At 59.7% G+C, this 24,001-nt stretch carries 24 protein-coding genes and 4 pseudogenes; 15 read left to right on the forward strand and 13 right to left on the reverse strand.

Annotated elements, in window-relative coordinates; translation table 11 throughout:
- Positions 1–233, reverse strand: a pseudogene (locus FSO04_RS32735) (nitroreductase); the annotation flags it as partial.
- A 173-nt stretch (positions 234–406) separates the two neighbouring features.
- On the opposite strand from FSO04_RS32735, the gene FSO04_RS32740 reads away from it, so the two are divergent.
- The 3 genes from FSO04_RS32740 to FSO04_RS32755 all read left to right on the forward strand — a co-directional run bounded on the left by FSO04_RS32740 (position 407) and on the right by FSO04_RS32755 (position 3,355).
- Positions 407–820: a hypothetical protein gene (locus tag FSO04_RS32740; protein WP_154565729.1), complete on the forward strand. Its 414-nt coding sequence runs from the start codon at positions 407–409 to the stop codon at positions 818–820.
- Between the two features lie 830 nt (positions 821–1,650).
- Positions 1,651–2,073: a DUF2844 domain-containing protein gene (locus tag FSO04_RS32750; protein WP_154565765.1), complete on the forward strand. Its 423-nt coding sequence runs from the start codon at positions 1,651–1,653 to the stop codon at positions 2,071–2,073.
- Between the two features lie 10 nt (positions 2,074–2,083).
- Positions 2,084–3,355: a DUF3443 domain-containing protein gene (locus FSO04_RS32755; protein WP_154565731.1), complete on the forward strand. Its 1,272-nt coding sequence runs from the start codon at positions 2,084–2,086 to the stop codon at positions 3,353–3,355.
- Positions 3,356–3,359: 4 nt separating this feature from the next.
- Here FSO04_RS32755 and FSO04_RS47795 read toward each other — a convergent pair.
- The 3 genes and pseudogenes from FSO04_RS47795 to FSO04_RS32765 all read right to left on the reverse strand — a co-directional run.
- Positions 3,360–3,446: pseudogene (locus FSO04_RS47795) on the reverse strand (IS6 family transposase); the annotation flags it as partial.
- Positions 3,447–3,533: 87 nt separating this feature from the next.
- Positions 3,534–3,761, reverse strand: a pseudogene (locus tag FSO04_RS48840) (group II intron maturase-specific domain-containing protein); the annotation flags it as partial.
- Between the two features lie 530 nt (positions 3,762–4,291).
- Positions 4,292–5,359 (reverse strand): alkene reductase, encoded by a 1,068-nt coding sequence (locus FSO04_RS32765; protein WP_154565732.1) that lies wholly within the window; start codon positions 5,357–5,359, stop codon positions 4,292–4,294.
- Between the two features lie 354 nt (positions 5,360–5,713).
- Between FSO04_RS32765 and FSO04_RS32770 the strand changes: the two genes are divergently transcribed.
- Complete coding sequence (locus FSO04_RS32770) at positions 5,714–6,163, forward strand: Rrf2 family transcriptional regulator (RefSeq protein ID WP_154565733.1); 450 nt, start codon at positions 5,714–5,716, stop codon at positions 6,161–6,163.
- Between the two features lie 75 nt (positions 6,164–6,238).
- On the opposite strand, the gene FSO04_RS32775 is transcribed toward FSO04_RS32770, so the two are convergent.
- The 5 genes from FSO04_RS32775 to FSO04_RS32795 form a co-directional block, all read right to left on the reverse strand.
- Entirely contained in the window at positions 6,239–6,952 is a 714-nt protein-coding gene (locus FSO04_RS32775) for a TetR/AcrR family transcriptional regulator (RefSeq protein WP_233465054.1), read from the reverse strand.
- A 35-nt stretch (positions 6,953–6,987) separates the two neighbouring features.
- Positions 6,988–7,302, reverse strand: coding sequence for a hypothetical protein (locus FSO04_RS32780; protein WP_414693493.1), 315 nt, complete (start codon positions 7,300–7,302; stop codon positions 6,988–6,990).
- 94 nt (positions 7,303–7,396) lie between these two features.
- Positions 7,397–8,662, reverse strand: a complete 1,266-nt coding sequence (locus FSO04_RS32785; protein WP_154565735.1) for a CaiB/BaiF CoA transferase family protein — start codon at positions 8,660–8,662, stop codon at positions 7,397–7,399.
- 1 nt (position 8,663) lies between these two features.
- Positions 8,664–9,440 carry an enoyl-CoA hydratase/isomerase family protein gene (locus FSO04_RS32790; RefSeq protein ID WP_154565736.1) on the reverse strand — a complete coding sequence of 259 codons (777 nt, stop codon included), beginning with the start codon at positions 9,438–9,440 and terminating at the stop codon, positions 8,664–8,666.
- Positions 9,441–9,572: 132 nt separating this feature from the next.
- A complete protein-coding gene (locus FSO04_RS32795) occupies positions 9,573–9,869 on the reverse strand; it encodes a DUF1330 domain-containing protein (RefSeq protein ID WP_154565737.1) in 297 nt (98 codons plus the stop codon).
- 162 nt (positions 9,870–10,031) lie between these two features.
- On the opposite strand from FSO04_RS32795, the gene FSO04_RS32800 reads away from it, so the two are divergent.
- From FSO04_RS32800 to FSO04_RS32815, 4 genes are all read left to right on the forward strand, one after another.
- Positions 10,032–11,438: an NAD-dependent succinate-semialdehyde dehydrogenase gene (locus tag FSO04_RS32800; RefSeq protein ID WP_154565738.1), complete on the forward strand. Its 1,407-nt coding sequence runs from the start codon at positions 10,032–10,034 to the stop codon at positions 11,436–11,438.
- Between the two features lie 78 nt (positions 11,439–11,516).
- Positions 11,517–12,401 carry a beta-keto acid cleavage family enzyme gene (locus tag FSO04_RS32805; RefSeq protein ID WP_154565739.1) on the forward strand — a complete coding sequence of 295 codons (885 nt, stop codon included), beginning with the start codon at positions 11,517–11,519 and terminating at the stop codon, positions 12,399–12,401.
- A 187-nt stretch (positions 12,402–12,588) separates the two neighbouring features.
- Positions 12,589–13,020 carry a tautomerase family protein gene (locus FSO04_RS32810; protein WP_154565740.1) on the forward strand — a complete coding sequence of 144 codons (432 nt, stop codon included), beginning with the start codon at positions 12,589–12,591 and terminating at the stop codon, positions 13,018–13,020.
- Between the two features lie 127 nt (positions 13,021–13,147).
- A complete protein-coding gene (locus FSO04_RS32815) occupies positions 13,148–14,167 on the forward strand; it encodes a zinc-dependent alcohol dehydrogenase family protein (protein ID WP_199203074.1) in 1,020 nt (339 codons plus the stop codon).
- A 120-nt stretch (positions 14,168–14,287) separates the two neighbouring features.
- Here FSO04_RS32815 and FSO04_RS32820 read toward each other — a convergent pair whose 3' ends face one another.
- Positions 14,288–15,619: an aminotransferase-like domain-containing protein gene (locus FSO04_RS32820; RefSeq protein ID WP_154565741.1), complete on the reverse strand. Its 1,332-nt coding sequence runs from the start codon at positions 15,617–15,619 to the stop codon at positions 14,288–14,290.
- A 90-nt stretch (positions 15,620–15,709) separates the two neighbouring features.
- Between FSO04_RS32820 and FSO04_RS32825 the strand changes: the two genes are divergently transcribed.
- Positions 15,710–16,306 carry a DJ-1/PfpI family protein gene (locus FSO04_RS32825; protein WP_154565742.1) on the forward strand — a complete coding sequence of 199 codons (597 nt, stop codon included), beginning with the start codon at positions 15,710–15,712 and terminating at the stop codon, positions 16,304–16,306.
- Between the two features lie 105 nt (positions 16,307–16,411).
- On the opposite strand, the gene FSO04_RS32830 is transcribed toward FSO04_RS32825, so the two are convergent.
- Entirely contained in the window at positions 16,412–17,353 is a 942-nt protein-coding gene (locus FSO04_RS32830) for a GlxA family transcriptional regulator (RefSeq protein WP_154565743.1), read from the reverse strand.
- A gap of 251 nt (positions 17,354–17,604) precedes the next feature.
- Here FSO04_RS32830 and FSO04_RS32835 point away from each other — a divergent pair, with 251 nt between their 5' ends.
- The 4 genes and pseudogenes from FSO04_RS32835 (at position 17,605) to FSO04_RS32850 (ending at position 20,547) form a co-directional block, all read left to right on the forward strand.
- Positions 17,605–17,997 (forward strand): MAPEG family protein, encoded by a 393-nt coding sequence (locus FSO04_RS32835; protein WP_154565744.1) that lies wholly within the window; start codon positions 17,605–17,607, stop codon positions 17,995–17,997.
- Between the two features lie 10 nt (positions 17,998–18,007).
- Positions 18,008–18,205: pseudogene (locus FSO04_RS32840) on the forward strand (alpha/beta hydrolase); the annotation flags it as partial.
- Between the two features lie 145 nt (positions 18,206–18,350).
- A complete protein-coding gene (locus tag FSO04_RS32845; RefSeq protein WP_154565745.1) occupies positions 18,351–19,139 on the forward strand; it encodes an alpha/beta fold hydrolase in 789 nt (262 codons plus the stop codon).
- 133 nt (positions 19,140–19,272) lie between these two features.
- A complete protein-coding gene (locus FSO04_RS32850) occupies positions 19,273–20,547 on the forward strand; it encodes an epoxide hydrolase family protein (RefSeq protein ID WP_154565767.1) in 1,275 nt (424 codons plus the stop codon).
- A gap of 115 nt (positions 20,548–20,662) precedes the next feature.
- On the opposite strand, the gene FSO04_RS32855 is transcribed toward FSO04_RS32850, so the two are convergent.
- Together FSO04_RS32855 and FSO04_RS32860 are read right to left on the reverse strand one after the other, a co-directional pair.
- The gene (locus FSO04_RS32855) at positions 20,663–20,935 is read right to left on the reverse strand and encodes a hypothetical protein (RefSeq protein ID WP_062091079.1); all 273 of its coding nucleotides are present in this window, start codon (positions 20,933–20,935) and stop codon (positions 20,663–20,665) included.
- Positions 20,936–21,139: 204 nt separating this feature from the next.
- Positions 21,140–22,501, reverse strand: a complete 1,362-nt coding sequence (locus FSO04_RS32860) for an alkaline phosphatase family protein (RefSeq protein WP_154565746.1) — start codon at positions 22,499–22,501, stop codon at positions 21,140–21,142.
- 456 nt (positions 22,502–22,957) lie between these two features.
- On the opposite strand from FSO04_RS32860, the gene FSO04_RS32865 reads away from it, so the two are divergent.
- Both FSO04_RS32865 and FSO04_RS32870 read left to right on the forward strand, forming a co-directional pair.
- Positions 22,958–23,269 (forward strand): hypothetical protein, encoded by a 312-nt coding sequence (locus tag FSO04_RS32865; protein WP_154565747.1) that lies wholly within the window; start codon positions 22,958–22,960, stop codon positions 23,267–23,269.
- 53 nt (positions 23,270–23,322) lie between these two features.
- Positions 23,323–23,559, forward strand: coding sequence for a hypothetical protein (locus FSO04_RS32870; protein ID WP_154565748.1), 237 nt, complete (start codon positions 23,323–23,325; stop codon positions 23,557–23,559).
- The last annotated feature ends 442 nt before the right edge of the window (positions 23,560–24,001 follow it).

The raw sequence follows: 24,001 nt of genomic DNA on the forward strand, positions 1-24,001 counted from the left end.
CTGGAAAGATCGAATCTGCGCGCGGGCGGCAAAGCGCCGCAGCGCAGTTCGTTGTAGCGTGTAGTCAGGCTATCCGCGGCTAACGGCAGATCAATGCGCGGTGCGCCGTGAAACACCCGGAACGGATCCGGTTGGGTTGCCCAGTCGAGTTTCCCGGGGCCAGGGGCGTAGCCGCCGACGCGATGCTTGCTACGTTCGTGATATTCAAGCATCGCATGCTTTAACCGGTCCATGTTCCCCTCAGACCAGGAATATCCGCACATGCGGCTGTACAAAACCGGCTGGCTGGACGGTGGGCGCGGTCGTCAAGTTGGTCGCCCGCGCGGTGCGGGTACCAACCTGAAAGCAGGCATACGCACGCCCTGCGCGTGCATCCGGAAGAACAACTCCTTCGGGCGCGTCGCCAATGAAGGTTGTCGCCGCCCTTCTTCGCGGCAGTGGTCGTGCCGTCGCCGTGGATGACCGTGAGTTCAAGCAGCCCGTCCTGATGAAGCTTGCGCACCGAGCCCGCAAAAATCGCGTCGATGCAACCATCGGCCTGCCGTCGCCGCAACGCCCGATAGATGCGCGTGTAGTGGATTTCAGGGCGACCTTCGGCATTCCTTTCGATCGGCAACGTCTTCCACTGTCATCCCATGTACAGCAACTGCAGGATGTAGTTGAAGATCCTGTGCAACCCCAGCGTCGGTGCCGGACCACGCGACCCGTATTCAGATGCGGCAAGACAAACTGTTCGAACTGCGCAAGGCTCAATTTCGTCGGAATCGTTTGCCAGCATTGGCTTCCAGCCACCAGTGCCATCCACAAATCTGGACTTTAACCGATCTGGCTCCGCCGATCAAAACTCCAGTCCTGGCGGGGCTCACAGACAAAATTCGGCCGCGTCATAAAACCCGCAACCAGTTGGGCAATTTGCGCTCACCTTCCACTGCGATTCATGCTCGCCACGGTGCTCGTGGACCATTCGAACCGCCCGTTCACGGACTTCCGGTGAATACCTCGGTGATTCCTTCGTTACGCTTTCCATAACTCCATTCTCTCAAACGTTGGAGTCTCCGGAAAACCTAATGCGGTTCAATGCGACCCCCATCCCGTCTCAATGTTGAGACAGGTTTTGCGGCACTTCGCTTCTTGTTCGTTGCCGTCCGGCTACGCCTGAATATTCGATAGGAACCCTCGTTCTAGCCTTATGCGCGTTGGACGAGCGGGGTGGCATGGACGTGACTGCTTACATGCGAAACGAGCATTTCCAACTAGGTCAAGCCTCTGACATGTAACGTTTGCGAGACATTAGGCGCCTGCCTGGTACTCGTCGACCACACTGGAATAACGCCGCTTGTCGCGTAGCAAGCGTTTGCGCCCTCATGGCACAGTCATTGCTCTATGAGCGTCACAAGCGAGTCTGTTGCGGCCGATATCAAGCCAAAAACAATCTATGGAAGCGACACCAAAACCTCGCACGCGTGGTCATGGAAAGGCCAACGCACTTTCGACGCAAACGGCGGGGCTATCCATAAACAAATCCATAAGAGTTTGACGGATATTTCGTATTACATATTAATTGTTACTGGTGAAAGCGGCCAGTCAGGGTGTTTTCAGCTGGAGGGGAAGCTCGTGATAGCGATATATCGTACCGGTATTGCTTGTGCAATGTTCACGGCGACTTGTGCGCTGTCTTTACCCGCACAGGCCACCCTTGGCGAAAGGGTCAGCAGTGTAGGCAGCGACCAGGTTCGAATGCATGCCACAGCACACGGCGCCACATCGCAAATTGCGTATACCGTGCATCTGATTACGCTGCCGTCGGGCACCGTGGTGCGCGAGTATGTCGCAGTGAACGGAATCGTATTCGGCGTCGCGTGGGAAGGCCCGACCTTGCCGAACCTGAGGGCTACGCTCGGCGATGCGTTCAATCAATATATCGCGGCCAGCGTAGCGCGCCGGGCGATCCCGCTTGCCGTCTCGAACGATGCGCTGGTGGTGTTCTCGGGCGGTCATTTACGTGCGTTTGCGGGCTACGCGTATCTACCGCGAGCGATCCCCGTCGGGGTCGACGCCAGCGTCATTCAATAGCGGAGCGATCATGCGCGATCCGTGTCTGCTCCTTAAATCAGATTCGCTTCTCAAGCTGCTTGCCTCTGCATTGCTTGCAGTGTTGATGGCCGGATGCGGAGGCAGTGGCGCGAGCAGCGGTTCATCCAGCACGTCAGTACCCGCGCAATCGCCCACGAATATATCCACCGCGCCCCAGGTGCTAGCCTCCAATGCAGCAGCGGTGACCGTCGATTTCGGCGTAATCGGTGTGCCGAATATACCCTTCGTCAGCGTCACGCTCTGTATGCCGGGCACGACGCACTGTCAAACCATTGATCACGTACAAGTTGACACGGGCTCCTCCGGGCTGCGCGTGTTCGCCACTCAACTTCCGGTGTCTTTGGAGCTGCCGCAACAGAAGGATGGCGCGGGCAATCCGCTTGCCGAATGCATGCAGTTCTTCGACGGTTACACGTGGGGTTCGGTGCAGCTTGCCGATGTACGGATTGCCGGCGAAAAAGCAGCGTCGCTGCCGATTCAGGTGATCGATCCGGACTATAGCGCTACGCCGTCGGACTGCAGCAGTCTCGGCGCGTCGCGGAACACCCCTACGAGTCTGGCGGCCAACGGAATACTCGGCATTAGCGTGTTCAAGCACGATTGCGGTCCGGTCTGCGTGCAGGATGCAGTGCCGGCGACCTACTACAGTTGCGTCGAGACCAGTTGCACGTCGATCGCCGTCGCCGAAAAGCTGCAGGTTGCCAATCCGATTCCCTACTTTGCGACCAATAACAACGGTTCGATTTTGATGTTGCCAGCCGCGTCGTCAAGCAGCGAAGCCTCGCTCAGCGGGCAACTGGTGTTTGGCATTGGCACGCAGGGCAATAACAGCTTGGGCAGTGCGCAGGTGATCGGGGTCAGTCCGTCCACCGGCACGTTCAGAACAGTGCAAAATGGCACGACCTACTCGAGGAGCGTCATGGATAGCGGCTCGACGGGGCTTTTCTTTCAAACCAGCGCGCTGCCGATCTGCGCAACGCCAAACAACTGGTTTTACTGCCCTGCATCGACCCAGCAGTTGAGCGCAATGATTGAAGGTGTCAATGGTGTGACCAGTGCGGTCTCATTTTCGGTCGGCAATGCCGCGGAGATCAGGCTGATTCATGCGGGCGATCCGGTGATGCCGCTGCTTGCCGGTCCGGCATTCGTCACCCCGACGATGTTCGTCTGGGGCTTGCCATTCTTCTACGGGCGTAACATCTATGCTGCCGTCGAGCAACAATCGACGCCTGGAGGAAAGGGTCCATATATTGCGTACTGAGATACGCCGCGTTCATCTGATGTCTGGGCAGCGCGAAGTGCTGCCGGATCGGGCCTAAGCACGAGAGAAACGCCTGTGTGCGACGTGCATCGTCACAAACAGATAAGTAGGCCCGGGGGATTTCACCCCGAGCCTCTCGCAGAACCGTGCGTAAACCTCTCGATTTACACGGCTCCCGTCATCCAACCTTTACCCTCAGAAACTGCCAGTGTACAAACTGTCGCGGGTACGCCTTCCTCATCTTGTGCAACCACTCCTCGCTACGCCGTTTATGCCGTCGTAGTGTCTTGTACTTGCACCTGGCCCAGCGCGCGAGCTTGCGGTTCAGATACCGACCGAGCCCCTGCATGGCCTTCCGATAGAAAGCCCCGTAATAGTTCCACCAACCACGTATCGTGGGATTGCATTGCCCGGCCGTGTCCTATTAGCCTGTTTGGATTGGTCGATGTTCGGAAAGGGCGTTCACCTCGGGACCCAGATCGATTTTTGAAGAAATCTTTTGGAGCGACATTGGCGACCTGTAGTTTCGCACTGAGTAGCCGCGCTCAACCTTTACTGCCCGCTCAGGCCTGTCCGCTCTGGCGTGACAGACTATATTCCGCAGCCACTTCCGAGTTTCCTTAATCTTGCATCTCGTGACAGACTTTGAATGCATCGATGCGTCCGAAAATTCCGTCTTCTAATCAATGGTTTGAAAAAGTGCCTTGTGAAAGACTTTATTCTCTCGGATCATTGTGATCCGGAAGAATAAAGTCCGTCACGCAACGAACATGATGCGTATCTCTTCGAGAGCGGCGAGTTTGGAGCGTGTTGCCTCGCGCAATGCCTTGAGGACGACGTCGTTGTGGGCGTCCAGTTCGTGAATGAGGGCGCACCGAAACTGACGAGCCTGCATCTATGACGAGTGGCGAAGGTGTCATCCATCGCGCGTCTGCTTCACACAGCTTCATCCAGCAGCGGGTAGTCGTTGTAGCCGGTTTCGTCGTCCGCGTAGATGGTTTCCGGATTGACCGTATTGAGTGGCGCACCGCGTCGAAAGCGCTCCACCAGATCAGGGTTGGCGATAAAAGGGCGCCCAAACGCCGCCGCGTCTGCATCGCCGCGTTTGATGGCCAATTCCGCACTCGCCCGCGTCAGTCCTTCATTGAGGATGTAGGCCCCCTTGAAGATACGCCGCACGTCACGGCCGATGCGATCGTCGCCGCGATCCAGTGCCTCGCGCGCAAAAATGAAAGCGATGTTGCGCGTGTTGAGTTGCTCGGCGACATAGATGAACAGCGCGCGCGGATGCGAATCGCGCATCGAATATGAACTCGACATCAGGTTCAGATGTACGCCAATGCGGTCCGCGGGCCAAACCGTGAGCAGCGCATCGACTGCCTCCAGCAGGAAGCGCGCACGGTTCTCGATCGAGCCACCGTAACGGTCGGTCCGCAGGTTCGATCCGTCGTGCAGAAACTGATCGAACAGGTAACCATTTGCAGCGTGAAGTTCGACACCGTCAAAACCAGCGCGTTGTGCGTTTGCGGCGCCGATCCGGAAATCTTCGACGATGCCGGAAATTTCTTCGGTCTCCAGCGCGCGCGGCACGGTGTATGGGCGCTGAGGCCGCACGCGAGTGACATGGCCTTCCGGCGCAATCGCACTTGGAGCGACCGGAGGCTGGCCGTCATGGTAGATCGGGTCGGAAACTCGCCCGACGTGCCACAACTGGGAGACGATCAGGCCACCCGCATCATGTACCGCTGAGGTCACCTCTTTCCAGCCGGCAATCTGCTTCTCCGTCCAGATGCCCGGCGTGTTGGGGTAGCCAACGCCCTGAGGCGTGACGGAAGTGGCTTCGGTAATGACGAGTCCTGCGCTTGCACGAAGCGCGTAGTGGTGCGCGTTGAGGAAGCCTGGACTGCGCTCGGCGAACGCGCGCATGCGCGTGAGCGGTGCCATGACAATGCGGTTCGATAACTTCAGCGCGCCAATCTGGATGGGATCGAAGAGTGTGGACATCTGCGGGCTTCTCATTTCGGTGTTGAGGGTAGCAAGAACGGCTGCTGCGTTCCTCTGACTATGGAACGTGGCACACCAAACGTTTATCGTCACAGCGTATTTGATGTAACAATAGTTGTTACAACATAAACCATCGAGGCCATCGACACAAGTCTCTTGTCATGAACAGACGTCGTCGACGAGACGCATATGGCGCGGGCGGGGCGGCTCCGGTACCCATGTGTGTAGCGTGAAAACGTCCGTCTTTTAAGGCAAGGAATGCGCTTTGTCGCCGGATTCATCAAACTTGTCAGGATTGACTACCCATGGTGTAACGAATATAGTTACAACTAAATTGACTAACGCGGGCTTTCTATGAGCGCCAACAGCCGCTTGACCGTGGCGACCCACATCCTGGCGTGGATGGCGCTTGTCGCACGGCGCAGTCCTGACCCGGTCACGTCCGATCGGATCGCTGCGAGTGTCAACACCAATCCGGTGGTGATTCGTCGTACGCTTGGGTTGCTTGCAACAGGTGGCCTTGTCGAGAGCTATCGCGGTGTCAACGCGGGATGGCGTCTGGCGAAGAGTGCGGACGCAATCAGTTTGCTCGACGTCTTTAACGCACTTGAAGAGGGCGCGCGTTTCGCGCTGCACCCTTCGAAACCTAGCCAGGCGTGCCCCGTCGGTCGAGGCATCGGGGCGACGCTGAGCCACGTCTATGATTCGATCGACGATGGCGTTCGAAAGACGCTTGCCGCCACGACGATCGAAGCGGTACTCACAGACACTCTTTCATCGCAACCATCGAAAAGGCGCGGCTGAATTCGAGTTGGTTATCAGGGCACATTGGCCCCAAAGGAGTGAGAGAGCGTATCGCCGCCAAATGGGCGATGCTGGCTACGCTTTGGCGCGCTTGCGCGCCGTTCGCGTAACCGCTGACTTTTGAAAAGCTGCGCATTGTTCGGTGACGCTCTGCAGATGATCCGGACCCGCCGTGATCGCGCCAAGCAACGTCATCACGACAAAATCGATCAGCTTTGGTACCGCCACTTTGGTGTCCGCGCGCGGCGCGCGGTTCGCCAGGATCAGCGTGGCGAGACCATGCTCCATACTCCACGCGGCATGGGTCACGAGCTTGAGATCGGAGTGGGCCCAACCACTCTCGATAGCCAGCGCCTGGATCGTCTCGGAAAACAACCCAAAAGACCTGTTACTTTCCTCGGCGAGTTCCGGATACGCTTGATGCGCCACGATGCGAGGCCCGATCATCAGACTGAACAGCCCATTGTGGCGCTGCGCGAACTCAACATACACCCGCATCATCCGGTACGCTTTGGCAAGCGCCGTATCCTCGCTGTCACGGATCGCAACGCGCAGCGCAGCGAGGTCACGATAACCGCTTGCCGCGATCGTGGCCAGCAGTTCGTCGATACCCGAAAAATGTCGCGAGGGTGCGGCTTCTGATACGCCCACCATGCGTGCGAGGTAACGCAGGCTCAAGTCTTGTGCCGATACCTCCATGAGCGCGCTGCGCCCTGCTTCGATGAGTGCGTTGCGCAGATTGCCATGGTGGTAATCCGCATTCTTCGGGGTAGCTGGCTTGGGACTCACGTGACCTTCGTTCGAGGAGCAAAACAAGGAAATGATTATAAATTCTGCGTAGATAGGCACGCAATATCGCCAACGCGCGATCGCCTCCTGACAATGTGGCGCACGCCGAACAGCACATAGCCGACGAAGAAGAGCCCGGCGCCCAATCCATATACCGTTTCGCTGAATCGCAGATCCACGACCATCTGCAACTTCGCAAAAGCAACGTTCGAACGACCGACCCACGCCAGCATCCATAAGCCAAACAGTATCGGCAGTATCCTCCATTGCGCTGAAGTGTAGGCCTTCCGCAGGAGGGCGTTGTCATCTGATGATGACCCGTCTACACAGGTTTCCCTCACCACTTCCATTCTGTCCTCCGACGTCGCCTGTCATGAGCAACAGTCGCGACAGCGCTTGCGTACGGGCTCCAGCCCGTTAGCGCGCCGCGACACGTGGTTGCGTTTAGTTGGACCGTGTTTCCGCAAGAACAGCGGCGTCGATCTCCTTCGCGGACGGTGGCGGCCCGCCGACCAAAATGCCGGTGTCGACCGCATTGCGGATTTCGACATCCGCCAGTCCCACTTCGCGGAACACTTGCTCGTTGTGTTCGCCGCGAAACGCCGGTGCGCTGCGCATTCCAAGCTCGTCATCGGAAAAGCGCCATGGATAGCCGTGGATGAGATACGAGCCGCCGCGGCGATCCGGGATCTCGTGCACCGCACCCCACTGCTTTGCCCAATCGGTCTCGGCCAATTCCTTCAGCGTACGGATCTGGCCTATCGCGATCTTGGCCTCGTCGAGTTGCGCATCGAGCGTCCTGAGATCGCGGAACGAGAGCATCCACGTCTGGATTACCGCGTGCAGCGCCTTGTAGTTCTGCAGGCGGCGCTCAGCGGTGCTGAAGCGTGGATCCTGCGCAAGGTCCATGCGGCGCATGGCGCGCAAGTAATTCGGAAACGTGTTGCTGCCGATGATGCTTTGCGCCGCCACGAACTCTTCGCCACCGGGGCCAACGAAATGCGGGCCGTCGGAGGCGCCGAGGATGCCCGGCTCGGCGCCCGTATCGACACCCGCGAGGTCAAGGTGAGCGCGTTCGTTGATCGACAGCATCACGGCAGCCATTGCGACGTCGATGTATTGACCGCGTCCGGTTACTTCACGTTTGCGCACCGCCGCCAGCACGGCGATGGTCGCCTGCAGGCCCGCATAGACGTCCGCGTGCGACAGGGGATCGGTCCACTTGGGGCCGTCGCTCGCGCTGTCGAAATGGCGCAATGTGTTGTGCGTGAATCCCGTTTCAGCCTGCACAGTCGGCGCGTAGGCCATGCGCGAGGCCCAGGGACCTCGCTGGCCGTATCCGGTGATCGATACGTAGACCAGCTTTGGATTACGCCTTGCGAGCGTCTCGTAGTCGAGTCCAAACCCCTTGAGCGTGCCGGCCCGAAAATTCTCCACGACGATGTCCGCCTCGTCGCACAGGCGTAGCACAAGCTCGCGTGCGTGCGGCACGTTCAGATCGATGCTGACGTTGCGCTTGCCACTATTCTGCTGCGCGTAGTAGCCGGACATGCCGTCGCGATTCGGAAATGCGGCTCGCGACACATCGGGCCGCGGCGGCTCGATCTTGATAACGTCGGCGCCGAGATCGGCCAGCGTGCGGGCACACAGCGGACCCGCCAGCACCCGCGAAAAATCGACGACCTTGAGTCCTTCGAGCGGTCCGGCCATGTCAATTCCCTTCGAAAATAGCGGTACCTGGCCCGGCCTTATCGAAGGCCTCCAATCCGCGCTTGAGATCCTGCGACGCCCAGATCGGCTTTTGCAGTTCGAACATCGCTTCGTCGGCGGCAGCGACTCCCTCGTTGACGGCGACCCGCACGAGCTGCTTGGTCGCGGCATGCGCGACGGTCGGCCCGGCCGCCAGTTCCTGCGCAACCGACAACGCGACTTCGTCGAGTTTGTCGTCGGGTACAACAAGATTGATCAGGCCCCAGCGTTCGAGCGTCGCCGCGTCGTAACGGCGGCCGAGCATCGCGAGCTCTTTCGCACGCGCCGGGCCGGCACGCATCACCTGACGCTGGATGCCACCGAGCAGCGGATGCAAGCCGAGCGCGACCTCGACCGATCCGATCTTGGCTGATGCGGCGACCACGCTGAAGTCGCAGGCGAGCGCCACTTCGAAGCCACCGCCAAGGCATGTACCGTTCACCGCGACGACGATCGGGATCGGTAGTGTCTCGAAGCCGCGAAGCACCTCGAGCGGATCCATCAGAGCCTTGCCTTGCGTGGCAATGCGATCCGGAAAAAGTGACACCTCAGCACCCGCCGAGAAGTGCCGCAGACCGCTGCGCAGCAGGATCGCGCGCGAGCCGCGTTTTACCGCCTCGTCGAATTCATCGAGTAGCGCGCGATACAGCGTCGGACCCATCAGGTTATGGGGGCGACGGTTCATCGTAAGAACCGTCACATGACCTTTGAGTTCCTTCAGAACAATTGCTTCGTCCATTCTTGCTCCATTTCGTCGGGTTCAGGTGTTTTCCGAATTGCATGTAAACATGCATAACATGTGAGCTCCAGTGTGAGCGGCGCCCGCACCGTCATACAGTGCGTTCGGCCTCGGTAGTTGCCAGTAAGCATCTCAGTCGTCGACACCCGCGACGACGCGCGCATCCCTTTCGGCTCCGTCCGCCAGTACTGCTAACGCTTTCTGATACGCCTCACTCTGAAACGTGGCGAGAGCCTGTTCGAAGCTCGGGAATTCGACCACGACGGTCCGTTCCTTGAGACCCGCTTCGAATGCAACGACCTCTCCGCCTCGCACCAGGAATTTTCCGCCCGCCGCTTTCACCACCTGTGTTGCGAGGACGCCGTATGCCGCGAGCTTGCTTGCGTCATGGACCGCCCGATACGCTGCTACCCAATATCCCTTTGCCATTTCGCTTCCTCTGTTGAAAAAATACCTGATCATAGTAACACCGTTAACATGAAGATCTATGAGGGTTATTCCTGGCCTCAAAAATGGGTGCAAGGGATTAGATAACGGTGTTAACATGAAACCATGCGATGACTCAATGCCAACCTTTTCGTGGAGAACCTCATGCCGTACACGACTGTCAATCCTGCTACCGGCGAACTGCTCGCCACCTACGAGGACATATCCGACCCGTTGCTCGAAGCGAAGCTCGCTGCCGCGCAGCGAGCTTTTGAAACCGACTGGCGTCGCCGTCCGGTCAGCGATCGGGCACGCATTGTGTCTCGCGCCGCGGCGCTGTTGCGGGAGAAGGCCGACGAATACGCGGGCTATCTGACGCTGGAAATGGGCAAGCGCGCCGGCGAAGCGCGCAAGGAAGTGGAATCGTCGGCGAGCATTCTCGACTACTACGCAAAGCATGCGCACGCGTATCTGCAACCGCGCCCGCTCGCGGAAGCGCCCGGCGCAGCCGTGCACATCGAGCCAATCGGCGTGCTCTTCGGCATCGAGCCGTGGAATTTTCCGTACTACCAGATTGCGCGCGTAGCCGGGCCGCAACTGATGGTGGGCAACGTCCTGCTGCTCAAGCATGCGGAAAGCGTGCCGCAGTCGGCGTTGGCCTTCGCTCGATTGTTCGAAGAGGCAGGCGCGCCCGAAGGCGTATATACGAATCTGTTTATCTCGATCGAGCAGGCCGGCCGCGTCATCGACGACCCGCGCGTCCAGGGCGTGACCCTGACGGGCAGCGAGCGCGCCGGTGCCGCCGTCGCCGAGCGTGCCGGCCGCAATCTGAAGAAGGTCGTGCTCGAACTGGGCGGCAGCGACCCATTCATCGTGCTCGAGGATGCGCCGCTCGACTGGTCGATCCAGAGCGCGGTCGCGGGCCGCATGCTCAATGCGGGTCAATGCTGCGTTGGTTCCAAGCGCATCATCGTGGTTGGCAAGGCGCGCGGGGACGCTTTCCTCGAGGGCTTCGCGAAGCGGATGGCAGCGCTCGAGACGGGCGACCCAGCCGATCCGGCGACCGCCGTCGCCCCGCTTTCGTCCGAGCGCGCGTTGACGCTGCTGCTTGAGCAGATCGATCGCGCGGCTTCGCACGGCGCACGCATCGTGTGTGGCGGCACGCGCGTCGAACGCCCGGGCTTTTACTTGCAACCGACCGTTCTGGCCGACATCTCGCCGCAGAATCCGGTCTTCGCCGAAGAACTGTTCGGCCCGGTCGCCGCCTTCCACGTCGTCGAGGACGAAGCCGCCGCAATTGCGCTCGCCAACGGCACGCCATTCGGTCTCGGTGCGTCGGTGTTCACCGCGGATACCGAACGCGGCGAGCGGGTTGCCGCGCAGATCGAGAGCGGCATGGTGTTCGTCAATCAGCCGTTCGCAACGGCGGCGGAACTGCCGTTCGGCGGCGTCAAGCGTTCAGGTTTTGGCCGAGAGCTTTCTCAACTGGGATTCGACGAGTTCGTCAACAAGAAGCTGATCAGAGTTGCCCCCGTCGGGGCGGCACCGTTCGGCCCCGCGCGGGCCGCTTGAACGGGGTGTCTGACGCTGCTCCCACGGCGAAGCGCGTGATTGTGGCGCCTCGTCCCTCTTTCCCTTTGACCGAACACTATGATGAACAAGACGATTATCAGTTGCGCGCTTACTGGAAGCGACGATACCCCGCGGCTGAACCCTGCAGTGCCTGTCACGCCCGAGCAAATCGCCAATGAGGCCATTGCTGCATGTGAAGCCGGTGCGAGCATCGCTCACATTCATGTTCGTGACCCCAAGACTGGCGTTCCAAGCACTGAACTGTCGCTCTACAGAGAAGTCGTTTCGCGTATCCGCGATAGTGGGTGCCCGATATTGATCAATCTGACGACGGGCCCGGGTGCACGTTTCGTTCCCAGCGACGAAGACCCGAACCGGGGAAGTGAATTGAGTACGATGATGACGCCTGAGGCTCGTGTCCGGCATGTGCTCGAGTTGCGTCCGGAAATCTGCACTCTGGACGTAGCGACCATGAACTTCGGCAATCGCGCATTCGTCAACGTGCCCGACCATCTCGTCAAAATGGCAAGCTTGATCGAGGAAGCAGGCGTGAAGCCTGAAATCGAGGTATTTGATCTGGGGCACGTTCGCCTCGCGCGCCACCTGATCGAAACGCAGGGGATTCTGCAGGCTCCGCTGTTCCAGTTGTGTCTTGGTGTGCCATGGGGAGCGGCCGCCGACACCGAGAGCCTTCTTCAGATGAAACGCTATCTGCCCGAGAACGCCCGTTGGTCGGCGTTCGGCATCTCGCGCGCGCAATTTCCGATCGTGGCGCAAAGCGTGATTCTTGGCGGACATGTCCGCGTCGGCCTCGAGGACAATCTTTATCTTGCCAAAGGGGAACTGGCGCCAGGCAATGCAGCGCTGGTCAAACGTGCGGTCAGTATCGTCAGAAGCATCGGCGCGGACGTGGCAACGCCTGACGAGGCTCGCAGCATACTCGGCCTTCCCCGTCGCCAATAGAACGGGCGGAGAGCGGGATCGCCTCCCCTAAGAACGCTGCGTTGCGAAGATCAATGGTTTTACCCGGTAGCCTGTCCTTGGGCTACCGATACCGCCGCCTCACTCATGTCAAGTTCATCCTTTCTCGCAAGAGAATTAGATGTTCTGACATAAGAAACGCGGCATTTATTGATGCATGGAGACAAAAATGCCTTTGTGGAATATCTATCATCCGGTCGGCGCCTACACTGCAGATGACAAGCAGGAGATGGCCAAGCGAATCGTCGACGTTTATATCATTCCTCGCTTCTATGTAGGCGTTCTGTTTCATGAACAGCCGAAAGACTCCTTCTTCATGGGAGGGGAGTCGCGAGACGACTTTGTCAGAATCAGATTAGACCATTTCGCCAGACACATCGCCAAGGACCCCGAATGGACGAAGTCCTGGCTCCGCAAGGCGAACGCCGCGATTGCGCCATTTGTCCAGGATCGAGGCTATCACTACGAGTTGCATGTCGGCGAAACGCCGCAAGAACTGTGGTTGATCGACGGCATTCGACCACCTCGGCCTGATACGGAAGCTGAGAAGAAATGGAAGCTTGAAAACCGGGCGTCGCCATATGATCCGAGCGAAGGTTGAATCGGTCAGTTTCGTCTGAAGCAGCGTCGCCTACTGCAAGGACCGCGGCGCCCGCGTCGTCGGCGGACGTGCATCGCGTCGCGCCCGCAGGGGCGCGATTAACACCGTCACTCGAAGGAGAAACCACGTGAAGGCCCTGATCATCGAACACAACGGCGAGCCGTCAGAGGTCGTCCATTGGCGTGATTTGCCCGAGCCCACGCCCGGGCCAGCTGAAGTCCGCGTGAGGATGCTGCTGACGCCCGTGCACCCGTCCGACTTGCACGTCATCCGTGGACGTTTCGCCCCTCAGCGTCAGCCCGAACTGCCCGCTTCGCCCGGGTCCGAGGGCGTCGGAATCATCGACGCCGTCGGCAGCGACGTGCCGCGCTCGCGGATCGGAGAGCGCGTCGTTTTGCTGGACGTGCCCGGAACCTGGAGAGAGCAAGTCATCAGTCCGGGCGCCCGCGCGATTCCTGTACCGGCGGCGATCTCCGACGAGGACGCCGCGCAGGCCCTGATCAACCCGATGACCGCATGGGCGATGACGATGTCGGAGCACCAGCTTGGACGCGGCGACTGGCTTGTCCAGAGCGCGGCCGGCTCGACGGTCGGTCGCCTCGTGCTGCAGATCGCGAAAGCGGAGGGGTTCCGCACCATCAACCTCGTACGCCGTGAAGAGCAGGTCGCCGAGATCCAGGATCTTGGCGGTGACGTCGTGCTATGTACCGCGGACGAACGCTGGCCCGAGCAATTGAAGGAGGCCACCGGCAGCAATGGCATCGTGAGCGCGATCGATTGCGTCGCTGGTCGCACCGGCGCCATGCTTGCGCGTCAGTTGGCCCCGAATGGATGCCTGCTCGTCTACGGAGCCTTGTCGTCGCACCGCCAGACCGACCCGGCGGCCTTCGAGATGCCGATTTTCGCCCCGGCGCTTGTCTACTCGAGTGCCGAGGTACGCGGCTGGCTCATCTTCTCGTGGCTCGCGCGCAAGGGGGTGAATGAGGGCAGCCAGACGCTGCGCAGCCTGCTCGATCGCATGGCCGAGGGCACCTTGAAGCCGCCGGCAGCGCGCCGCTACCACGTCGATCGCGCACTCGAAGCCTTCACGGCCGCGGAGAGCGCCGCACACGACGCCAAACCGCTGTTGGCGTTCGCGGAGGGCTGAGCTTCGCCCGTGTCATCGTCGCAGGCGGCTTTGCGCCGCTCGGCGGCCGCGATTGGCGGGAGCGGATGAAGCTTGATCGAAGGTTGAAGTAAGACGGCATCAATCAGGCGCGACTGACGGTCAGTAGGTCCGTTCGGCGATAACTCGGGCCACCGTTTCCAGGGACCGCGTGAGCGTAGCGAGGTCGACGGACCCGATTGCCAATCGGATGGCGTGAGGCACATGAGCCGACGTCGAGAACGGCAGGGCTGTCGACACGGAAACCCGCTCGCGCATCAACGCCATCGCAATCTCGTCCGCGCGAACCTCCTGTGCCAGAGGGAGCCACACGAAGTACGAACAGGGATGGCCGACCCTCTTCAACGGGCCCAGAATGTCGGCGACGAGGCTCTGACGCATCGCGGCATCGCGTCGCTTCTCCTCTTCAAGCCGAGCCACCGTGCCGTCTTCCATCCAGCCGCAGCCAATGGCCGTCATGATCGCCGGGGTGTTCCAGGTTGTCGCCCGGATCGCCCGTTCGAGCTTGGGAATCCATTTGCTCGGTGCACAGACGAAACCGACGCGCAGCCCTGTCGCGACACTCTTCGACAAGCTCGATACATAGACCGTCGCCTCCGGCGCAAGCGATGCCAACGGAGGCGGCGCACCTTCAGCCAGGAATGCGTAGGCCCCGTCTTCGATGAGTATCAGTCCGTGGTGCCGGGCGATGGCGACAAGGTCCCGACATCGCGTCGCGCTCATCACCCAGCCAAGCGGGTTGTGCAGCGTCGGCATGACGTAGACGGCGCGTACTCGTCGTTGCTTGCACAGAGCCGCCAATGCGCCCAGATCGGGGCCGCGCCCAGCGGCCGGGATCGGCACGAGCTCCAGCCGATTGGCCTCGGCAGCGAGTTTGAATCCCGGGTAAGTCAGCGCGTCCACCGCCACGACGTCGCCGGGCTCGAGTAACGCCATGGCGGCCGTCGTCAACCCGTGCTGTGCGCCGCTCACGAGCAATGTCGTTTCGACCGTTGCTGGCAACCCCCGGCTGGCCAGGTGACGCGCCGCCGTCGCGCGCTCGTGCTCGCGCCCGCCGTGGGGCTGGTATCGAAGCAGAGACTCCAGGTCACCTGCAACAGCGAGTTGGCGCAGCGCCGCCCTGAGAAGGTCAGTCTGGCCGGGCGACGACGGATAGTTGAAGCTCAGGTCTACTGTGTCCGCGCTCCACGCACTCAGGTCGATGCCCTGACCTCGAGGGAGCGCCTCCTTGACGAATGTGCCACGGCCGGTTTCGCCGCTCACCAAACCCATCTCCTGCAACTCCGCATAAACACGCGTGGCCGTGACCAGCGCCAGGCCTTCGCGAGCAGCGAGGTCGCGGTGCGTTGGCAGACGCGTCCCGGGACGCAGACGGCCTGCACGGATATCGGCCGCGAGACGGTCGACCAGTTGCTTGTAGCGCGGCTGAGCCATATCGGAATGTATCCATGACAATTATTTGATTGTATTAATTATCGGCTCTACGATGGCTCATCACAACCTCTCTACCCGCACGAGGACGTCATGCACATCGCCATCCTGACCTTTGAGGGCTTTAACGAACTCGACTCGCTGATCGCGCTAAACATCCTCAACCGGGTCAAAAAGCCCGGCTGGCGGGTTTCGATCGCCAGCCCGTCAGCGAGGGTGCGGTCGATGAACGGCGTGGCGCTGGAGGCGCAAGCGTCGCTGCAGGACGCATGCGAGGCCGACGCGGTGCTGGTCGGCAGCGGGATAAAGACCCGGGACGTTGCTGCCGATGCCGAGTTGATGTCGCAGCTAAGGCTCGACCCGACGCGCCAGTTGCTCGGTGCGCAGTGCTCGGGCACGCTGATACTTGCGAAGCTGGGCCTGCTGGACGGCGTTCCGGCGTGTACGGACGTGACCACCAAACCGTGGGTCGAAGAAGCCGGCGTGGCGGTGCTCAACCAGCCGTTCGTGGCGAAGCAGAACGTCGCGACGGCAGGCGGGTGCCTGTCGTCGCAGTATCTGGCGGCCTGGTTCATCGCGCGTCTGGAGGGTGTCGAGGCTGCACGCAACGCGATTCAGTATGTCGCCCCAGTGGGAGAGAAGGAGACCTACGTGACGCGTGCAATAGCGAACATCTCGCCATTCCTCTAAGGAAATACGGCATCTGAAAACTGCGTATCGCGTACCTGGAATCGAGTACCTGGACGACACCGCGCCCCCAACGGGAAAAACCCACAGTGCGAGGGGCCCGCCTGGCTAGGCAGCTTGCTGCCTTGCAACCCGGCGGATGGTCTGGGGAGGTTGGCCCAACGTCCTGACGAATGCTCTGCGCATCCTTTCGGTGTCGCCGAAACCGGTCTCCCTGGCGATCACTGTAAGTGAGAGCTCCCCAGCGTCGACGAGGCTGCGAGCGACATCGACGCGCAGCTTCTCCACTGCCTGCGCAGGAGACTGTCCGGTCTCAATCTTGAAGATTCGGCTCAGTTGTCTTGGGCTCACATGCGCGGCGTCAGCGATGACCTCCACGGAAAGATCCAGGTGAAGGTTAGCTCTGGCGAATGAAAGCACCTTCTGTATGCGGTCTGATCTGGGCTGAAGCTCCAGCAGCGCCGAGAACTGGGACTGGCCGCTGGTACGCCGGTGGTAGACCACCAGTTTCTTCGCCACGACCTTCGCCACCTCCTCTCCATGGTCTTCTTCGACCATGGCCAAAGCCAGGTCGATGCATGCGGTCATGCCAGCCGATGTCCACACGCCGCCGTCGTTCGTGAAGATTCGGTCCGGCAGAACCTTCACGTCCGGGTGTCGCCGCTGAAGCTCCTGAGCCGCGGACCAGTGGGTCGTTGCACGGCGGCCGTCGAGGACCCCTGCTTCCGCGAGAATGAACGCGCCGGTGCAGATGCTGCCCACTCGCCTGCAAGCCTGTTCGGCGCGCTTCAGGAATGACCTCATCCTCGGTGTGGAAGTCGGGGCGGGGATGGCGCCGAGGACCAGCAGCGTATCGAACGCGGCGTTCCGGAACTTGCGCGAGTCTACCGTTGCGCCCGAGTAGCTTGGAACCGGCCCCCCGGCTTCGGACAGCCGGACTTGCCGATACGACTCGTACCCGAGTTCCTTGTTCGCCAACTCGAACACGGCAATGACGGCGAGGTCGAGGATCTCGAACCCCGGGAAGAGCAACAAGGCAACGGTCTTCATAGGATGTCCCAAAATGCAGATATCGGCAATTTGAGCCAATCATAGTCCTGCGCCAGCAATGATGCAATTCCGGGACATGTCCGAAAGCATTGGTTGTCCTAAAACATCGGATTTACGTCTTTCAAGCCATCGTCCAGGGCCTTACGATAGGCATGTCGAAAGAGCGTTCATCTTCCAGGGAGATTTCACATGATCCAGAAGCAGTCAAAGGGCACCGCCGTGGTTACCGGGCGCCAAGCAAGGAGTATCGAATGAATAGCATCGCACTGGCCTGTACCGCTGCCCTTGGCCTCCTCCTGTTCGCTCTCGGACTCTCCATTTCTATCCTGCGCTTTCGCGTTGGCGTGCTGAGTGGCTACGCACCTGAGCCTGATCAGTTGCTAAGCAAACTGGTTCGCGCTCACGGCAACACCGCCGAGTACGCTCCATTCTTCGCGGTGCTCTTTTTGTACCTCGGCTCTCAGCATCCGCATCACTGGGAACTCTGGTGCATGGTAGGCGCAACTGCCTGCCGCTTGCTCCTGGTGGTCGCGCTAGTTGCCTGGCCGTCCATGTCGAAGCCCAATCCAGCCCGAGCGATCGGGGCCCTGGGAACGTACGCTTTCGGGGTGGCCCTATGTGTTGCATTGCTCAACGGCCACTAGTCCTCTGGCCTCGCCGGTCATCGCCGTGCCGACGATCACCCTTGAAGGCGACGCGAACGGCGTTTCGCATCCGGAGCCTGAGGCGTATGCGAAGAAGTTCGTCGGCAAATACGCGCACCGCAGCATCACAGGTGGAATCGGTCACAACCTGCCGCAGGAAGCCTCCAAGGCCTTTGCGGACGCAGTGATCGAAGTCGCAAGCTACTAAGCGTTCACGTGCCGCGCCTTAAGGACAGAAATCCAGCCGGCTTCTCGACCGACAGAGGTGGTGCCGGTCATTTGACCGACCCGGTTCCGCGCGAGCTGCCTGCGATGCTACCTGCTCACTCCACACATTTGGTAAGGATTCCATCATGTATCTTCTGTTGAAGAGATATCTCACGTCCGCGCTTCTGCTTGGCAGCGTGTTCGCGCTGCACGCGGCCCATGCTGCCCCGCCGCAGGACCTGAAAGGAACGAACGTCGTCCTTGTGCACGGGGCTTTCGCTGACGGATCAAGCTGGGATAGGGTGATCCCGCTGCTCGAGGCGCGTGGTCTTCATGTGGTTTCAGTTCAGAACCCGCTCAGCTCGCTCGCGGATGACACGGCGGCAACGAGGCGCGCAATAGAACAGCAAACTGGCCCCGTTGTGCTCGTAGGGCATTCGTGGGGCGGTTTCGTGATCACTCAGGCTGGCGACGACGACAAAGTCAAGGCGCTCGTGTATGTAGCCGCTCTCGTTCCGGACAGCGGCGCATCGGTCAACGACATGATGAAAAACCAGCCGGCCCCGGTCTGGGCAGGCGAACTGAGGAAAGACTCCGCAAACTTCCTGACGTTGTCCACCAACGCGGTGATCAATGATTTCGCCCAGGATCTGCCGACGGCGCAAGCACGTGTCCTCGCGACGACGCAAGGACCGTGGTTCGCGGGCTGTCTGGACGACAAGGTGAGTATCGCTGCGTGGCACACGAAGCCGTCCTGGTTCGTGGTCGCCGACCAGGATCGCATGATCGATCCGCGCGCAGAGGAAGCAATGGCAAGGGAGATCGGCGCAACGACGATTCATGTCGATTCGAGTCACGTCGCAATGCTGAGTCATCCGAAGGCTGTTGCCGATGCGATCATCGCGGCGGCAAGCAAGGGGGTTGTGACGAAATAAGGAACGTGAAGCGGACGAGATAGTCAATAAATTGTGTCTTTTAATTTATCGTTAAGATTACTAAGTTGATGTAGGAGTTTGCGTGTTAGATATTATCGATCCCCATGCGCCGTCGCGTCGTCGTTTCATTGGTATGGCAACGGCGTCCCTTGCTGCGGCCTCACTGAGCCGGTACGCCTTTGCGGAACCGAGTCAATCCATTGCCGAAGTTGCCCCAGCGGGGGGCGGCGACAAAACCACGATCCGTCCACTTCGTGTGCATGTGCCGGAATCACAACTCGTCGATTTGCGCAGACGCATCAAGTCGACACGTTGGCCGGAACGCGAAACGGTCACGGATGCATCGCAAGGCGTGCAGCTTGCGACGATGCAAAAGCTCGCGCAGTATTGGTCGACAGATTACAACTGGCGTAAGGTCGAAGCGAGATTGAATTCGCTGCCGCAATTCGTCACCGAGATCGATGGGCTAGACATTCATTTCATCCACGTTCGTTCGAAACATCAGAATGCGTTACCGGTCATCGTCACGCACGGATGGCCTGGCTCGATCATCGAGCAGTTGAAGATCATCGATCCGTTGACCAATCCAACGGCACATGGTGGAAATGCCTCGGACGCTTTCGACGTAGTGATCCCTTCGTTGCCGGGCTACGGCTTCTCAGGCGCGCCGACTGCGACGGGCTGGGATCCTGCACGTATCGCGCGCGCGTGGATCGTGTTGATGAAGCGCCTTGGATACACACGCTACGTGGCGCAAGGAGGCGACTGGGGCAATGCGGTCACGGAACAGATGGCGCTCATCGCGCCGCCGGAACTGCTGGGCATTCATACCAACATGCCGGCCACCGTACCGGACGACATTGCCAATACACTGAAGTATGGAAACCCGCCGCCGGCCAGCCTCTCGCCGGATGAGAAGCACGCGTTCGATCAGCTCGACTACTTCTACAGGCACGGTCTCGGCTATGCGCAAGAGATGGCGAACCGTCCGCAGACGCTGTATGGGATCGAAGATTCGCCTATCGGCCTCGCTGCATGGATGCTCGATCACGACGCCGCGAGTCAGGCGATGATTGCCCGCGTCTTTGACGGTCAGAGCGAGGGCCTGACGCGAGATGACGTGCTCGACAACGTCACGCTCTACTGGGTGACGAATACGGCCGTTTCGTCGGCACGGCTGTATTGGGAGAACAAGTTAAACTTCTTCGCGCCGAAGCACGTTGCGATTCCCGTTGCCGTCAGCGTGTTTCCGGATGAAATCTACGCAGCGCCGCAGAGCTGGACGGAGCACGCTTATGAGAAGCTGATTCACTATAACCGGCTTCCGAAAGGCGGGCACTTTGCGGCGTGGGAACAGCCGCAGGCGTTCACGGAAGAAGTTCGCGTGAGTTTCCGGACGCTGCGCTGACGTTTCAAAGCGAGGAATATCTGCGACGGGGCGTCGCGAGGCAGACCATTTGAGATACGCGCATCATTCGTGCCCACGCCGTCAAAAACGAACAACGAATCGATGTCGTTCGCGGTTAGTCCCCAAACGGGTTGCCGGTGTCTTTCACTTCGGTATTGAGGTTGTATTCCGCACGCACGGCCTTGAGCACGCCCTCGATGTCGCGCTCGAAGCCGACCGCGTTGCCGAAGTGGGTCATGTTCCAGTTGCAGCCCGTCTTGTCAGCCTCTTGCAACTGCGGCCGCGGCACACGAATCTTCACGCCATCCTCGACGATTTCCTGCAGTCGATGGATTCGCCGGTTGACCTCCTGCTGAAGCTGCGAGGCATTGAGCGTCTTGCGTATCATCCAAGTCTCCTTCCGGTTGCTCAAGCCAGTCTAGCGCTAGTGAGGCGTTCCGCGACCTGGCGCTGAAATGCAAAGTGCCTGAGAGAGAGCAGGCGCCTTGGTTCGTCGAGATGCGTCAGTAAGTTTCTCGCTTGTTGCCTTCTTCGCAGAGACCTTCTTGAGAGCAGAAACGGCCGTCTTTGCAGCCGGAGACTTCGCGCCAATTCACGCCCCACCCTTGTATGTCGCAACAAAGCTCGCAAGGTCGCCCCAGTTCGGCGAAGACAGCAACTCCGGATGGTCCTGTTGAACCTTAAGCGCGACGCTACGAAAGGCTTGCGCGCATGCCGAGAAGCCGGTCGGTGGCGAGAGGGGAGCCGGTACAGGTGAGTTGCCTGGTATGGGGATATTTAGATTCGGTGCAGAGCCAGGTGTTCTGGTTTCAGAGAGAGCGGAGCTGAGCTTCGAAAGTTGTGTGCGCGCGCTGACCGAAGCAGAGTACGTGCTACCAGCGTTGAATTTATCTGCGAGAAGCTGAAGTATCGACGTATGGTCCAGGTTACCGGAGAAGACGCCCCCGGGCGCGACATAGGGCGAGACCAGGAATGCGGGTACACGCAGCCCAGTAGTTTCAAACTGATAACCGGCGACCTCAGCCGAAATGTTAAGTGGGCTTACGTGGTCGAAAAATCCCCCGTGCTCGTCATACGTGACAATCATCAGCGTCTCATCCCATCGCTCGGACGCAGAAATCGTTTGATAAATATCGGCAAGGAACGCTTGCCCTGGGGCGACGCCAGTAGGCGAATGGTCGTCATTCGGGACCCCGTGCGGCCCGTCCGTGTATTCCGGCTCGATGAAAATGACTTGAGGCAAATTGCTACTGTTCGTCCAGTCTGCCTTGAAGCGCGAATACCGCCTGAACCTCCCTCCATTGCCATCCAGCGGCAAGGCAAGCGAAGTTACTATCTCAGGCAACCACTTGGGCATCAAGCTGAAGAACGGGAAGAAGCCTCCCGACTGGTAGACACACCAACTTGCGCCGTGTGTGGTCAGCCAGTCGTAAACAAGGGACTGCTCGGGAAGAAAACCAGAAACATTGTCGCTAATCGCACTCTCTCCCGCCATTGCCATCAGGCGATTTGCCTGGGTTCCCGTCGGAAGTGGCGCAAACCAGCTATCGCAGATCGTGAAATTTTTTGCGAAAAAATCATAAGTAGGCAACGCACCGGCCGTGTAGTAGCCCATCACCATCGATAGGTCGGCTGGCGCAGGGTTTCGTGTCGCATAGCTCGCGACGAATCCACCCAGTTCGGGACAGCCCCCATTCGCGCACGGCGTGTTTATTTGCATCGAAATCGGCGTGCGGTCATGCGGCGGGTCGGGGATAAGTTGGGTCGACGGCGAAAGCGCATGTAGGGCATACGTTTTGTCGCCGTAGAGGTTCGTGAAGTTCTGTCGCCAGGTGGGGTCGGCCGAGAGGCCGTTGACATCCTTCCCGTTGAGGCTCAGGTAGCCAAGAACGTGGTCGAAAGACCTATTCTCCATCATGACTATGACGATGGTCTTAATGTTGTCAACGGACATGCTCCCTCCGATATAACGGCATCAGGGCGACGAAGTCGCCTACGAATGTCCCAGCCCGAAGAAATCACCGGGGGCACGGCACGGGAGGTCTCGTGACACGAACCTGTTTCCTACCCAGGTCCTACAGCGCTAGCCGGGAACCGGATAGGTCAAACGTTCGCTACAGGGGGCTCGCACCTCTGACGAGGCTCGATACCAAAGGCTTGCTTCCGGCTAGACGTTAAGGCTAGTTCACGTCACATGACTGTTCAAGTTCAGTTGCGTGGTAGCGTTACCCCGTTCACTTGCCACACGGCACAACGCAGGTTCTGAAGGCGTATCGCCTACGCGGTACGCCTTCAGGAGTAATCCCATGTTAGGAATCTCGCACCGCCGTTTCACATGTGTCCGACATCGCTCCTTACACTCCGAGCCGTAGTCACTGACATTGCACTCAATGTGCGAGGAGTAGCGAAGATGAACAAGAAAATTCTCGGCGCAGCGCTCGGTCTGGCAGTACTGGCAGCATCGACGGCAGCATCGGCACACGTCGACGTCGCCATTGGATTGGGCATCCCCGGAGCCGTCTATGCGCCTGCAGAACCAGTGTACGCACCGCCACCGCCCGTTGTGTATGCTCCCGCACCTGTCGCCGTCGCGTACGGCGGTGGTGACGACTGGCGAGCCCGTGAATGGCGCGAACGTCGCGAGTGGCGTGAACGTGAATGGCGCCGCCAGGAATGGCGTGAGCACGAGTGGCGCGAGCATCGTGATTGGCGCGGGTATTGAAACGACGCCGCAAGCCGCCGCATCTGAAAAATCCAATCTCTGAGTAACTTCGAATGAAAGCTAGCCCGATAAGAATCGCCTTGATTGCAACGACGCTGGCCTTCGCAACGGCAGGCTCGGCAAACGCCGCAGGCTGCCTCAAGGGCGCGGTGGTAGGTGGGGGCGCCGGGCATTACGCGGGGCACCACGCTGTGGTTGGTGCTGTCGGCGGCTGCATGGTCGGCAGGCACCTTGCGAAGCAGCATGCGCAACAGCAAGCCGCGCAACGTCAGGCAGCACAGGTGCAATAAAACCTCGTCGGCTTGGTGTCGCCGACGGCGAAGCCATCGAGATTTTCTACGGCACCGAGAGTCACACGATTTGCGGTTCAATTAACCGGGTGATAACGGGCAACGGCACGCCGCGCGTGTTCCGCGGCGCGGCGCTGGGCCGGCATTTCCAGGAGCTTCCTCTGCTGACCCGCATGACCGTTGAGGTCATGTCACTCATCTCTATCCGGATTCGCCCCGCCCCGAACCTGTGGCACGCCGCCGCGTTCGCTATGGAAGGACGTTAATTGTGAAAAAACGTGAACTATCCGCCTGAGATTGGCTTGGTGTTGATAATCGTCGTTTTCGGTGAACTACCCGCGCTTCGAGCATTTTCTTGTCATAACTGTAGAAATCGGTGAACTATTGCTTTGTCGATAGCGATTGGACTATAATTGTAGAAATCGGTGAACTATAGATCGAT

Source organism: Paraburkholderia madseniana, from assembly GCF_009690905.1.
GTDB classification, from domain to species: domain Bacteria; phylum Pseudomonadota; class Gammaproteobacteria; order Burkholderiales; family Burkholderiaceae; genus Paraburkholderia; species Paraburkholderia madseniana.

Bases quoted from the DNA above. Each gene is read 5' to 3' on its own strand.
- FSO04_RS32740 (WP_154565729.1), top strand. From the start codon at position 407: ATGAAGGTTGTCGCCGCCCTTCTTCGCGGCAGTGGTCGTGCCGTCGCC.
- FSO04_RS32750 (WP_154565765.1), top strand. From the start codon at position 1,651: ATGTTCACGGCGACTTGTGCGCTGTCTTTACCCGCACAGGCCACCCTT.
- FSO04_RS32755 (WP_154565731.1), top strand. From the start codon at position 2,084: ATGCGCGATCCGTGTCTGCTCCTTAAATCAGATTCGCTTCTCAAGCTG.
- FSO04_RS32765 (WP_154565732.1), bottom strand. From the start codon at position 5,359: ATGTCCACACTCTTCGATCCCATCCAGATTGGCGCGCTGAAGTTATCG.
- FSO04_RS32770 (WP_154565733.1), top strand. From the start codon at position 5,714: ATGAGCGCCAACAGCCGCTTGACCGTGGCGACCCACATCCTGGCGTGG.
- FSO04_RS32780 (WP_414693493.1), bottom strand. From the start codon at position 7,302: ATGGAAGTGGTGAGGGAAACCTGTGTAGACGGGTCATCATCAGATGAC.
- FSO04_RS32785 (WP_154565735.1), bottom strand. From the start codon at position 8,662: ATGGCCGGACCGCTCGAAGGACTCAAGGTCGTCGATTTTTCGCGGGTG.
- FSO04_RS32790 (WP_154565736.1), bottom strand. From the start codon at position 9,440: ATGGACGAAGCAATTGTTCTGAAGGAACTCAAAGGTCATGTGACGGTT.
- FSO04_RS32795 (WP_154565737.1), bottom strand. From the start codon at position 9,869: ATGGCAAAGGGATATTGGGTAGCAGCGTATCGGGCGGTCCATGACGCA.
- FSO04_RS32800 (WP_154565738.1), top strand. From the start codon at position 10,032: ATGCCGTACACGACTGTCAATCCTGCTACCGGCGAACTGCTCGCCACC.
- FSO04_RS32805 (WP_154565739.1), top strand. From the start codon at position 11,517: ATGATGAACAAGACGATTATCAGTTGCGCGCTTACTGGAAGCGACGAT.
- FSO04_RS32810 (WP_154565740.1), top strand. From the start codon at position 12,589: ATGCCTTTGTGGAATATCTATCATCCGGTCGGCGCCTACACTGCAGAT.
- FSO04_RS32820 (WP_154565741.1), bottom strand. From the start codon at position 15,619: ATGGCTCAGCCGCGCTACAAGCAACTGGTCGACCGTCTCGCGGCCGAT.
- FSO04_RS32825 (WP_154565742.1), top strand. From the start codon at position 15,710: ATGCACATCGCCATCCTGACCTTTGAGGGCTTTAACGAACTCGACTCG.
- FSO04_RS32830 (WP_154565743.1), bottom strand. From the start codon at position 17,353: ATGAAGACCGTTGCCTTGTTGCTCTTCCCGGGGTTCGAGATCCTCGAC.
- FSO04_RS32835 (WP_154565744.1), top strand. From the start codon at position 17,605: ATGAATAGCATCGCACTGGCCTGTACCGCTGCCCTTGGCCTCCTCCTG.
- FSO04_RS32845 (WP_154565745.1), top strand. From the start codon at position 18,351: ATGTATCTTCTGTTGAAGAGATATCTCACGTCCGCGCTTCTGCTTGGC.
- FSO04_RS32850 (WP_154565767.1), top strand. From the start codon at position 19,273: ATGGCAACGGCGTCCCTTGCTGCGGCCTCACTGAGCCGGTACGCCTTT.
- FSO04_RS32855 (WP_062091079.1), bottom strand. From the start codon at position 20,935: ATGATACGCAAGACGCTCAATGCCTCGCAGCTTCAGCAGGAGGTCAAC.
- FSO04_RS32860 (WP_154565746.1), bottom strand. From the start codon at position 22,501: ATGTCCGTTGACAACATTAAGACCATCGTCATAGTCATGATGGAGAAT.
- FSO04_RS32865 (WP_154565747.1), top strand. From the start codon at position 22,958: ATGAACAAGAAAATTCTCGGCGCAGCGCTCGGTCTGGCAGTACTGGCA.
- FSO04_RS32870 (WP_154565748.1), top strand. From the start codon at position 23,323: ATGAAAGCTAGCCCGATAAGAATCGCCTTGATTGCAACGACGCTGGCC.